Source organism: Dietzia sp. 111N12-1, from assembly GCF_001658045.1.
In the GTDB taxonomy this organism is placed as follows: domain Bacteria; phylum Actinomycetota; class Actinomycetes; order Mycobacteriales; family Mycobacteriaceae; genus Dietzia; species Dietzia kunjamensis.
In genome coordinates this window covers 1-12,476 of the sequence record NZ_LSSV01000048.1, presented here as the reverse complement: position 1 = coordinate 12,476, position 12,476 = coordinate 1, and the positions used below count along the sequence as shown (strand labels likewise).

Sequence of the window (12,476 nt, the reverse complement as noted above, 5' to 3'; positions counted from 1 at the left end):
GCGAAATCCCGCCAAACGAAGGTGAAAGTCACAACTGGAGCGCAGCGCTAAAAGTCCGGTCCTTCGACTACGGCGCTTCGAAGATGGCCGGGAACTTCGACTTTCGAGCGATTGAGTCAATGATTGTCTTCGCCGTGTCAGCTATCCCGGTCGCAACGGATTACATCGAGGCGCCAAGAGGCGAGGCTTGTCGACGGCGGGTGAATACTGACCCCCGGGTGACGGGTGAATCTTGACCCCTCCCGACCCTGGGAGGGTGATTGCAGTGGAGCAGTGGGCCGAGATACGCCGGTTGCATAACAGCGAGGGTGTGCCGATCAAGGAGATCTCCAGGAGGCTGGGAATAGCGAGGAACACGGTGCGTTCGGCGTTGGCCTCATCCGAGCCGCCGAAGTACAAGCGAGCCCCGAAGGGATCGCTGGCCGATGCGTTCGAACCGGAGATCCGCAAGTTGCTGGCGGAGTATCCGACGATGCCGGCCACGGTGATCGCCGAGCGGATCGCCTGGCCGCACTCGATGACCGTGCTTAAGGACCGCGTGCGAGCGATCCGCCCCGAGTACCGCGGGATCGACCCGGCGGACCGCATCGAGCACAAGCCCGGTGATACGACGCAGTGCGATCTGTGGTTCCCCAAAACGCCGATCCCGCTGGGCGCAGGTCAGAGTGCCCAGATGCCGGTGTTGGTGATGACGCTGGCGTTCTCGAGGTACATCTCGGCGACGATGATCCCCTCCCGGATGGCCGGGGACATTTTGGCCGGGATGTGGCTGCTGCTGGGCCGGCTCGGCGCTGTGACGCACCGCCTGTGGTGGGACCGGGAATCGGCGATCGCCACCTCGGCGGGCAAGCCGACGGTCGATGCCGCCGCGTTCGCCGGCACGTTGTCGTCGAAGCTGGTCATCGCCCCGCCTCGAGACCCGGAGTTCAAGGGCATGGTCGAACGCCACAACGGCTACCTCGGCCAGTCGTTCATGGCCGGCCGGACGTTTACTGGCCCCGACGATTTCAATGACCAGCTCACCGAGTGGCTGGAAACAGCCAACTCGCGCACCGTGCGAGTGTTGGGAACTCGACCCGTCGACGCACTAGTCGAGGACCGGGCCCGGATGCTCGCCCTTCCGCCGGTCGCACCGGCAACGGGCCTGCGCACGACGGTGAGACTGGCGCGGGACTACTACGTCCGTATCGACTCGGTGGACTACTCGGTCGACCCCCGCGTGATCGGTCGCCTGGTCGAGGTAGTCGCCAGCCTGCATACGGTGACGGTGACCTGCGCGGGCACCCTGGTGGCTGAGCACCGCCGCAGCTGGTCCCGCCGCGGGACGGTCACCAACCCCGAGCATGTGGAGCTGGCCAAGCAACTGCGCGTGGAGTACTGGCAGCGGACCCGCGAGCAACCACCGATGAGTTCGTTCACCGATCCGGTGGTGCGCTCGCTGCGCGACTACGACGACCTCTACGACGTCGACTTCGCCGGGAACGCAGCATTGGATTCGGAGGTGTCGGCATGAGCGACGACGCCTCTTCCCAGATCGCCTACGCAGCCCGGGTGCTCAAGACCCCGACCATCTCGGGCGTGTTCGCCGACCTCGCCGATACCGCCCGTAGGCAGGGCTGGACCTACGAGGAGTACCTGGCCGCAGTCTTGGGCCGGCAGGTCGCCGACCGAGAGGCCTCCGGCATCCAGGTCCGCACGCGAGCCGCACACTTCCCGCAGGTCAAGACGCTCGAGGACTTCAACGTCGACCATCAGCCCACCTTGCGCAAAGACGTGCTCGCGCACTTAGCGACGAGCACTTACATCGGCAAGGCCGACAACGTAGTCCTGCTCGGGCCGCCCGGAGTGGGCAAGACCCACCTGGCGATCGCCCTCGGATACAAGGCGATTGCCGCCGGCTACGCCGTGCAGTTCGACACCGCCGTCGGCTGGCTCGCCAGGCTGCAGGCCGCGCACGCCGAGAACCGCCTCGAGGCCGAGCTGCGCAAGCTACGGCGCTACAAGCTGCTCATCATCGACGAGGTCGGCTACATCCCGTTCGACTCCGACGCCGCCAACCTGTTCTTCCAGCTCGTGGCTCACCGCTACGAGCAGGGCTCGATCCTGGTGACCTCGAACATGCCATTCGGCCGCTGGGGCGAGATCTTCGCCGACGACATCGTCGCCGCCGCGATGATCGACCGTCTCGTCCACCACGCCGAGGTACTCACCCTCGGCGGCCAGTCCTACCGGACCAAAGCACGACGAGACCTCATGACCGCACAGACCAACAACCAGAGGGGTCAGAATTCGCCCGTCACGTAGGGGTCAATTTTCACCCGCCGTTGACAAGGCTGATCACCCCGGCGATCCGTTCCAACGTGGTCTTGGTGATTCGAGATCGGCCGGCAACACGCGGGCCCATCCCAAGCGCTTGGAGTCCGTCCTCGGCTGTGTACGGCCAGGCGTGCATGACGCCATTACGCATGTCGATAGCGGGCTGACCGTAGGTGCGGTACCACTCCTCGAAAGCATCTGCTCGAGGATCGCCTTGGTCGCGCGCGGCTTTCACCACATTGTTCGCCAGCGTGCCCGTTGGCCAGGCATCCGCCTTCTTATCGCTCCCACCGAGCTGAAACGTCCATACGGAGCGAAGCGTCGAGTGAAATCGGATAGCCGCATAGGCGACCCACCCGAGCGGCTCAACGAGGTCTGGATCTACCGGATCTAGCTGCGATCGGTAGTGAACATCTTGGATGTCCTGATCAGACCAGGTATCTGGAATGCCGTCCTTATGTCCGGTGGCTTCTCTCACGTCACTGCTCCTTCAAGAGGAAACTCAGCTCACCGCCGCTGCAGCTGGCTGTCTACTTCGCCGAGAGGCGGGGCACCAACCGAGTCGATGCCCCGCCCAGTTCTCAGCGATCAGACACGCTGACGGATCGTGCCAGTCGGATCGGCGTCACCACGCCAACCCGGAACGAAACGTCCGGTAACCGCGGAACGGGTCACGGTCCGAGAGTTCCCGGTCCCACTTCCGACTCGCTCCGTGGTGGTCTTCCCCGGCCACCTCGCAGCAGAAGCGGGACCGACAAACCGGCCGGTGATGGCAGATCGATGAACGGTACGACGGGCCATGGTGGGCCCTCCAATCTGGATGACCACCCGAGTGGAGGGAGACCTCTCATGGGCCTCCTCTGACTCCGCTAACATCCAGACAACCATCCTCATGGAAACCGGGACGTAGCTCTCGGGCTGGCAGGGCGGGCTCGTTGGCGCGGGCCCGCCCTGGTCGCCTTCTTCATCCGGCGACACTCAGTTATAGGGCCCCGGGCCCTGGTCTCCCCTCAAGTCGACGGGAATTTTTTTCTCGAAGTTCTGCTGCCCGCCGTAGCACCTGGTCAGCTCGTTCTTGACTGACGCTGCTTCGGGCGGCTCTGGCGCCTCTGGTCCCGAAGGAAGATCGCTCCAGCTTCTTCGCGAAGTCGTTCATGCCGTCCCCTCCTGCGCCCGTTCGATCTGTTTTCGGGCCACGCTAAGCAAACCCTCGACCGTTTTCACGGTAGTGCCCAACTCCTGCGCGATCTCTGAGTTCGAGTACTGGTGACTCCTCATGACCAGCGCTATCTTGGCGTCGTCACGCTTCACTGGGCTGAGGTGCTCAGCAATCGAATCTGCCTGGATGACGTCCGCCTCGGCGTTGCCCAGTACCGAGTGAGTGAGCCGCCCCAGCTGTGCGTCGTCCAGAGCCGAGTCTGTGAGCAGATCGCGGCGCTGTCGCTTCCAGCGGCGGGCGACATCTGGGTACTGGAACTCACACTGCCCGATAAAGAAGGTCCTCAGGGCAGCACCCTTCTTCGGGTCCCACTTCCCTCTCGCCAGAACGTTGTTCCTGAATCCTTCAACCGCCGCGGCCACCGTGTCCATAGTGAGCTCTTCGACATCGCGCGCCGTTAGCTTGATTCCCTCCAGCTCGCTCAGGTTCCTGAGCTGCCACTTTTCTCGGCACTTCTGCTCCATCACACCATGACTGATCCAGGCGCCAATGACAGCGAACCCATACCTTGCGAGTGCGTCCTCGAAGAGCGCTTGCTCCGTGCCGACGAACTTCGCCGACCGCAGGTCCCGGTAGACCGAGACGTCGCCCGCTAAGCGATCAACCTGATCACCTAGATCGTCCCGGTTCCAACTCAGCCAGCTCTCTACGCCCGCGCGGTCTCCGATGCCAGACTGATCGTCCAGGTCGTCCATGATCCCCCTTCCGGGCTGGCGGAAGGAGGCGAACTCTGCCCCGGCAACATCCACGCTGTCTCCAGTGTGACCGACCGCCCCGACATGGTCCACGAACCTACTTTCCACAGGTGACCAGACGGACAAGATGCCAAGCGCTACGCGAGGTTTCGGATGCACTCCACTCGTCCCGCGATCGAGGTGCTGAAGTTTCGGGGTAATACTTCTGCGATGGACTCCTGGAGGATGCCCCTACCGTTCCTAGTGGTGACTAGGCAGGCGGCGTCATAGTGCTGCTCCTGAACAAGCCGCTCGAACAGGATCTGGCACCTCCGCGTGTACGAGCTGTTCTCGAATATCGGATCTATCGGGTAGATCGGCCTAGATGGAACCCTCCGACAGAACCAGTGCGGTTCATGGTGGCTGTAACCCAGTACGGCAACCCCAATCAGTGAAGCCCGCCCAGCGTCGGCCTCGCTATTGCTCTCCGTCAGACATGCGCTGGTCCACGAGGTCGAACAGGCCATCAAGGCTCGAGCTCAGCTCAACCAGAGCACCGATGGAGGCGATTGTCTGAAGTGTCTCCTGTGCCTGGGCGATTGTTACGACCCAGTGCTCCCGCGCCGCGAGCCATTCGGAAAGCACGCTGTACCCGCTGACCTTGTACTCCCACACTCCGCTAGGGATGCCAGTGATGGTTCGACCATTCGCGAACCGCAGAACTCCATCATGGAGCGAAGCGGGGCCGAGGGCTCCGTTCCCCGCGGCGTCCCACCTCAAACCCTCAGTAGGTACCTCACGCCTCCAGGCGGCTCGCACTAGCCGCCCGAGAGTGAGGGCCTCGCGGGCAATTTCCTCATCCTCAACGAGAGGCACCCGAGGAGAAACCGCTTCAAGTTCGGGCCAGTAACGCTTCGAGTACAGCGGGGCCGAAAGAAGCGCCAGCACATAGTCATATGTGTCTTCAGCCAGGTTGATGGAGTCTGGGAATGCCGACTCCGCCCACTCCAGGACACTGTCCTTAAACCCGCATCGGCGACCGTTGATCACCGTGCGTCCATTGTCAGGGCGACCGTCTCCGGGAAGCCACAGCGGGAACACCGCCATACCTCCAGCCTTGCCACGGAAACTGTGTTGCTCTGGGAGGAGGTCGGAGTGAATGACCAAGGGACCGGCTCCAAAGTCTCTAGGGAGCGAGATCAAGGTCGGCACGTCTACGTCTTCGTAGACGCGGTGCAAGTCCTCTCGGTACCAGTCAATCCAGGCAGGGTCGTCGTAGACGTGGCGGAAGTCGAGCGGACGGTAGAGCGCTTTTCTAACCTTCTTCGGGTCTAGTGATTCCTTTGTCGGAACCTTCTTGCTAGAAGACCTAGCTGTTGCGGCAGTCGACCAAGCAGCACGGCGTTGCGCCTCTGAGAGCTGGCTCCAACGACCTAGCGCTCCCGATCGCACAGGTAGAGCAGATGGCCGTGTTCGCGTTTCCGCGTACACCTCGTCTGCATCTACGCCCCATGGTGAGTACTCCTTTGTGTCCCGAGCTGACTGAATTCCCGTGTAGGGCTCGAACGAAAAGAGGTCCGGAAGAGATGGGGCTTCCGCTAGCCGAGCTGACCAGTTCACCGGAAGGAAGTAGTTGTCCCCCGCAACCTCAACGAAATGGGAGGCGTCAAATGGTTCGGCCAGCTGGTCGAGCTTCGTGGCCTTGTTCCCCGTAATTCGCTGATACCTCACGGCTGGAGTGCCCACGAACTCTCGGTCAAAGACCAGCCAGACTATCGCCGCGCCGGTCTGAATGGCGAAGACGTTGGAATCCCCGCCAGCGAAGGACTTGGCGCCGGCTCCCCCACGCGCATCTCCACCTAGGTCACACACCCAGACCTCTTTGACCCCACGCCGGACGAGCGTGCGAAGGCCCACCAGACTAGGGCCGACTATCCAGGTTCGGTTCGTGACGAAGGCTACGATCCCATGATTCTTCGCGGCGTCAATGATCGGCGATTGCACGGTCTCCCGCCGGTCATCTGGGCTCCGCAGGACCCACAGCGCCCACGCCCAAAATGCAACATAGAGGTCTCTTGCCGATTTTACGTCGGCCCGCTTGTCTACTGGGGTCGCATCGACCACCTGCTGCATCAAGGCCTCGGCAAAGACATCCCAGCCGCCTTCCGACTTCTTCACCCTTTCCCACGGCGGGTTTCCGAGCACAACGAGAATTTCCTCGCCGGTCTTGACCCAGTCAGCCCGTTCACGTTCGGCCAGGATCTCATCGCCCGCCGGGCCAAATCCTGACAGCGGGAGCTCACCTGATTCAGGTGTAGCAAGAGTGTCAGCCAGGTAGATCGGGAGTCGAGTTGTTGGGGAAGCCCCGTGCGCGGAAAGCAGGGCTTCGAGTCGTTGATGAGCAATCGTGTAAGGCCCCGGAAACAGCTCAAACGCCGACGTCCGTTCGGTCAGGACCTCTTTGACTACTTGATCGGTCGGAAGTCCAGCCTTTTCCGCTTCGAGGGCCACCTCGTTGGCCAGTCCCAACAAAAATGTCCCAGTGCCCGTAGCCGGATCCAAGAAGCGAGCAGAGTCGTCCAAGATCCCTGCGGGTTTCCCTAGAGAGCTACGTAGAAGCTCATCGGTTCCGGAGACGATCTGCTGTACAACTTCGACAGGCGTGTAGTAAACCCCGTTCGCCTCACGAGCTGCCTGGTCATACTTTCGAAAAAAGGGCTCGTACGCATGGACAATCGGGTCGGGAAGATACTTCCGCCTACGGGTCGATTTCCCACCGGTCTTGAACAAATCCAACGGAATGAGGTTTACCGTTCGACATAGCTCTTCCAGCAGCGGCTCGAGAGTAGGTATGCGAGATTGTGGAGACCACAAAATGGCAAGGCACTGGGAAAGCAAGGGATGAAGTCCGACCTTCAGTCCAACCTGATGCTGCAAGCTGATCGTCGCACCAGATTCAAGGCGCCAGAGCAATGCCCCAAACGCTGCAATCTGCACGTAGGAATCAACAAACTTTTCCCAGGTGAACGGCTGACCATTCCGGTACAGAAGGGCTTGAAAGTCTGAACGAAGCTGGTTCAGATGCGCGCCGGCGCCTGTCGCCCCCACCTCGATGAGTGCCATCTTCAACGCTTTAGCCCGTGAGGCGAGCGCGCTGACTGCCTTGTCAGTCGTTTCATAGAAGCCCAGCTGGAAGGTCAAGAACAGCGTCAGGAGACTTCGCAGCTCGTCGATTCTCCCTGAATCGATCATCGGGATTGTGTCGGCAGTGAACAGCTGCGGGTCGAACGTGACCGTCTTGACCCTCTTAGAGTCTTGGTAAAGCTCCCACTGCCAACCGTTCGTCAAGATGATGTTGTGCAGACCGGACACGAACAAATCTCGCTGGCGCTTATCGTGTCCCTTCAGAGAACGAAGGTCCTTACCCACTACTGCTTTGAACTCAACCCAGCCAAGAAGTCCTCCAGGCGCATCAACTCGAAAATCGGGAACTCCGAATTGTGTGCTTGTTTGCTGAGAAAGATGAAGAGCATGAGTACTTCCCTCGACAAATGCTTCCGTGAGGAAGTTGTCTAGCTTACCGGTGACGCTGAGCTCGGAAGACGCTCCAGAAACCCCGAGCGTTGTACGGCATTCGGCGACAAACTGATCAAACAGATCTGCCAAGTCTCCCAGCGACACTTCGACTCCTTCTGGCGCAAGCGCCACCACACACTGTGGAAGCTTCCTCACACGCAACAGTGCCATCTGCAAGCTCATTAGCAGCATCGGCCGTACCGGTCGGGCTTCGAATCCGAAGTCCCCTCAGCCGAGTGCTCCGCCAGGTCCAGGTGGCGCCGATAAGACGCGATCTGACAACCTGCCCTCCGGCGCACTCCCCCACGGCGTCGTCAGGTCACTACCCAGACGCGGCCCCGATGCCACAACCCACCGACAGTTTCACTGGGGCTCACGCGACGCCCGAAGGTCGCGATCGCTTCAACAGCGGCTACCTCAGACGGTTTATACCTCTATTGGTATTTGCCGACAGAGGTATAAACCTCCTCCAGTGTCAGTCTGGCAGCGCGCTGCGAATAGCCGCCTCGATAAATTCAGACACAGTCTCCCCTTGTTGGATGGCCGCAATTTTCGCCCTCCGGTACACCTCAACATCAAGCGCTAGCGATGTTTTTGTGCGACGAGGGTTGGTCGTCTTTGCTACTTCAGAAGCCGAGAACGTCTCCGATACCGGGCGGATGGGGGCTGCCGCCCGTGGGCGCAGACTGCGACTCACCGGTTCCGATTTGCCACTCACCTAGTCACCTCAACAATCTCTTCCATCAGATCTCGATAACCAAAGAAGCTCGTGGGACATGTGCCAAATGACTGACGTATAGCCTGACGTTTGCCAATCACGTTCTCGAACACGAAAACCCCTTCCGATTCAAGGGCCTCCTTTGTCAGCTCGAGTAGCTTGGTGCCGAGCTCAACGCTTGTGAGAAGAACGCCAGCTGGCTTGTGCGCAGCAGCCTCCAACGTTGGCCAGACGCGCTGGAGGTCCAACCCAGACGGCGCAGTCGGAACCACGACAACATCAGCCGCGTCGATCGCTGCCTGGATGATGTCGGCTGCGCCGGGAGGTGTGTCGATCACTGTGAGATCACTACTCGATGCGCGCGAAAGCGTGATCTTGTTCGCGGGCGAGACCTGGAACGGCAGAGGCACGCCCCCCTCGGCCGCGAGCTCTGCCCAGCTAGTTGCCGAACCCTGAGGATCTGCGTCTAGCAACTCAGTCGACTTCCCCTGCTCGCTCGCCACCGTCGCTAGGTAGATGGCGGTAGTCGTCTTGCCGACGCCGCCCTTGGTGTTCACTACCGCAATCTTCAAAACCCACTACACCTCGATCTGTAAATACCGCCATACCGCTGTACGGATTGTGGTCTACACCTTGGTACCAACCGCCGAGCGTAGGAGCTTGTTAGACACACCGTCCGCCCCTAAATACCGCCGAACCGACATTGGTGTTGTGGTGTATACCGCTACTGGTTTATACCGCGCCCTGGCCGATCTGCACTGGAAGCCGACGGGGCCATAGACGGCGCCAGAAACTCCACCTCACTTAGGCGTGTCGATAGGATTTGTGGCGCCAAGTGTGGAAGTTTTCCTCCCATGGCGACGAAGCAGCGGGGCCCTGGGCGACCGTCCTTCGGCGAGCGCATGCGGGTGCCCGTCCGTATGGCTCCCGAGGTGTACGAGGCACTTCGAGTGGAAGCCAGGTCTAGAGGCATCTCTATGTCTCAGTACTTGGCCGACCTCGCCGCAATCGACCTCGGTCTGCCCGAGGCTGTACTTCTACCTGTAGATGAGGAGGCAATTTCAGCGTGAAGCGGCGGTCGGGTCATGCCCGACCAATAGTTGAACATCCCGCAGCCCTGAAATGACTGATCCCGGCCCACCTGCCAGTGAACCGGGATCGAAAGTCAAGAGTTCGAGTTACCGCTCAAACTCGGGGTTGCCCACCAATTAGGAGAGCTGTGCTTCCAGGCACCTCTCAGAGTAAGTCATACCCATCGGTTGGTCCAGTCGATCCGTTGGGCGTGTCTTGCCCTGACCGCAACGTCCTCAAATCCCGAGATTCCACCTGGTGGTGGGACTCGGTGGTGTGCGCGTGGAGTCCGCGCCCGTATGTGCGTGTTGACTCGCGCAAGACGCACTCGTTCGCCGCCACGCGACGCCTTGCTGATGGCGCGCCGGGGGAGGGGACGCCGTTTGCGCTGCACTTGACTGATGAATCGGGCAGGTTTCGTCTGCTTGCCCTGGATTTTGACGCCCACCATGCCAGCTCGACAGCAACCGCTGATCTGGCCAGCTGTACGACCGCTCTCACCGCAGCAAATATCGAGCACCTGGTGTGCTCGTCCGGGCCTAGTGGGGGATACCACGTGTGGATCCGGCTTAGTACCGCCGTGTCCCCGAACCGTCTGGCACCGATCGTCGAGGCCTTCGCCGCGGCGTGGCCCTCGCTTGACCTGGGCCCGCTGACTAACCCGCGCACCGGTTGTGTCCGCGCCCCGGGCGCACCCCACCGCGCCGGCGGCGCATCGGTGCCTTTGACAAGCCCGCATATCCGCCCGGTGTCACTGTCAGCCTTGCGCACAGCAGTCACGCAGCTGACACTGACCCGTCCCGACCACGCCGGTTCAGCCGCAATCGCCCCAGCAGACGTAGGCGCCGCACCGATCCCGGTCCACACCGATGTGCAGGGCCACCCGTATCTTGCCGGGCCCAGACGCCCTATATCCGCACAGATCCGAGCTCTAGCCCGCACTAGGGTCGCTGCTCAGTCGGACGCGTCGGCAATCGGGTGGTCGATCTTGTTGGCCTGCGCCCACGCCAGGATGCGCTACGACGACCTGCACCAGGCGGCGTTTACCGACTGCTGGCCAGGCCTGGAGACTATCCGCACACAGCGCACAAGCGCGGGGGAGCGCACGCCCAGGTTCGACCCGCACGCCGAGTTGGTCCGCCAGTGGGCCAGAGCGGTCACCGCAGCCAGCTTTACCCCCCGCAGCACCACCGCGCCCTCACCGGCCCGCCGGGCAGCCGAAGCGATCGTCGCTGAGCTGTTGCCCCGGATGAGCGCCCAGCCCCACAGATGGGCCGGTAAGACCGGGGCCCAGGATCGGCTGCTTCTCCTGGGCTTGGCTGCCAGGACCCTGGCAGCAGCCGCAGACAACGTGCAGCTGTCCGAGCGCGACTGGGCCATCGCCGTCGGCCTGACGCGAGACGTCGTAACCAGCCGTCTGAAGGTGTTGGTCCAGCAGGGCTGGATTGCGCGAGTCCAAAGATCAGCAGGCCCCTGGGCAGCAGTCTGGCGGGTCGGAAGACCCGGGGGCGGGAAACAAAGAAGTGGTGCAGTATTTTCTGCGGAGCTAGAGCAGAGGCTGCAGGGGGAGCTGGAGCGTGCTCGCGCTGATATCTGGCACGCTCGCTCGCTGGGAGTTCTCGGGTTGCGGGTATGGGAGTTGCTGAGCAGCGAACGGTTGTCGGTCAAGCAGGTAGCGGCTCGGCTGGGGGTGTGTGCAGCAACGGTTCGCAGCAAGATTGCTGCGCTCCAGTCCTACGGCTTGGCCACCTCCAGTGGGCGCGCCTATCAGGGCCGTTCCCGATTGGCTCGGGCTGCGGCCCTGGCCGGAGTGACGGGAGCACACGCTGATCGGGTGCGTCAGTACAGGCTGCAGTCGGCGGTGTTCGTGTGGTGGTTCACCACCCGCTATCAGCCGGAGCGCTCCGATGCGCTGGCCGAGTGGGGCATGTTTCCCACCCCGGATGAGGCCGAGAACGTCCACCCGGTCGATATCGCATTGGCCTACGGCGCCACCAGTACCGGCCCCCCGGTACAGGCAACAACATGGGGCGCGGCGATGGCCGCGCAGGAGCGGCACCGGGAGCACGATCCCGGTAGTTGGTGGGAACTTGTTGCCGCGGCTCGGGCCGCGCTGCCGGCCCCCGACATGCTGCTCGCACCCCATCAGTGGGCTGCCACCGCTGCCTGACACCACCATGGGTGGCTGTCCCTGTGAGACCAGGCATGTCACCACAGGTCGGGGGAGGTGTCCGGTCCTGTCGCCTGCCCCCAATCCGAAGAGGCACCCAGGGGCTCGACGTCCGGTCCATGCTCGTGTTCTGCGGCGCGGTGTTCGAGGTAGGAGGCGACGAAGTCGTCGGCGTCGGGCGTGCTGGTGCCGTCCGGGGTGATGGTGAGCTTTTCGCGGGTGGCGGTCAGCCAGGTGGCGAGTTCGGCATCGCCTGTGGTGGTTTCTGGTGGGGGAGTGGGCAGGGCGTCGGGTTCGCCGTGTCCTCTGGTCACGTCACGTATCCGGTGGGCGATGACGGCGCCTGCGGATTTCGCGGTGTCGAGGTTGTCGGTGGCCTCGAGCCACAGTTCGCGGGGGTCCAGGCCTGCTTGGGCTGCTTCGGTCCAGGCGTGTTCGAGGTCAGCCCGCGCTGCGGGGTCGGCCTCGAGTTGGTGGGTGTGGGTGCGGGGGAGTGCGTCGAGGTAGTCGGGCAGGGTGTTCGCGGTGAAGGTTTGAGCGGCCAGTTCTGCGCCGTGGCGGTAGAGCTGTTCGAGGCGTTCGGGTGCGGTGGCGGTGGTGTATTCCTGCCGCAGGGTGTCAATGGCTGAGGTGTTGCGGGTGTCGCGGCCCAGCACATTGGTCAGGACCTGTGTGGGTGTGGGGGCGTTCTGGTCGCCGGCCGAGTGCATGTGGGCGTCTTCGGCGCCCGGG

At 62.3% G+C, this 12,476-nt stretch carries 8 protein-coding genes and 1 pseudogene; 4 read left to right on the top strand and 5 right to left on the bottom strand.

Annotated elements, in window-relative coordinates; translation table 11 throughout:
- The 3 genes from AYO52_RS18720 to istB all read left to right on the top strand — a co-directional run.
- Window positions 1–236, top strand: a 236-nt coding sequence (locus tag AYO52_RS18720; protein ID WP_216635322.1) for a hypothetical protein, incomplete at its 5' end; no start/stop codon positions are given.
- 20 nt (window positions 237–256) lie between these two features.
- Window positions 257–1,513, top strand: coding sequence for an IS21 family transposase (istA, locus tag AYO52_RS11870; protein ID WP_156523599.1), 1,257 nt, complete (start codon window positions 257–259; stop codon window positions 1,511–1,513).
- A complete protein-coding gene (istB, locus tag AYO52_RS11865) occupies window positions 1,510–2,304 on the top strand; it encodes an IS21-like element helper ATPase IstB (RefSeq protein ID WP_067717503.1) in 795 nt (264 codons plus the stop codon). The genes istA and istB overlap by 4 nt, the downstream gene beginning before the upstream one ends.
- 10 nt (window positions 2,305–2,314) lie before the next feature.
- Here istB and AYO52_RS18330 read toward each other — a convergent pair whose 3' ends face one another.
- From AYO52_RS18330 to AYO52_RS11850, 4 genes are all read right to left on the bottom strand, one after another.
- On the bottom strand, window positions 2,315–2,794 hold the full coding sequence (locus AYO52_RS18330; protein WP_156523598.1) for a hypothetical protein: 480 nt from the start codon (window positions 2,792–2,794) through the stop codon (window positions 2,315–2,317).
- A 674-nt stretch (window positions 2,795–3,468) separates the two neighbouring features.
- Complete coding sequence (locus AYO52_RS11860; RefSeq protein WP_156523597.1) at window positions 3,469–4,323, bottom strand: hypothetical protein; 855 nt, start codon at window positions 4,321–4,323, stop codon at window positions 3,469–3,471.
- A 363-nt stretch (window positions 4,324–4,686) separates the two neighbouring features.
- Entirely contained in the window at window positions 4,687–7,956 is a 3,270-nt protein-coding gene (locus AYO52_RS18320) for a type ISP restriction/modification enzyme (RefSeq protein ID WP_172812158.1), read from the bottom strand.
- Between the two features lie 543 nt (window positions 7,957–8,499).
- Entirely contained in the window at window positions 8,500–9,060 is a 561-nt protein-coding gene (locus tag AYO52_RS11850; protein ID WP_253702111.1) for a ParA family protein, read from the bottom strand.
- A gap of 2,348 nt (window positions 9,061–11,408) precedes the next feature.
- Between AYO52_RS11850 and AYO52_RS18315 the strand changes: the two genes are divergently transcribed.
- Window positions 11,409–11,744, top strand: coding sequence for a hypothetical protein (locus AYO52_RS18315; RefSeq protein WP_156523594.1), 336 nt, complete (start codon window positions 11,409–11,411; stop codon window positions 11,742–11,744).
- A gap of 38 nt (window positions 11,745–11,782) precedes the next feature.
- Here AYO52_RS18315 and AYO52_RS18610 read toward each other — a convergent pair.
- Window positions 11,783–12,476 (bottom strand): annotated as a pseudogene (locus AYO52_RS18610) (TraA protein); the annotation flags it as partial.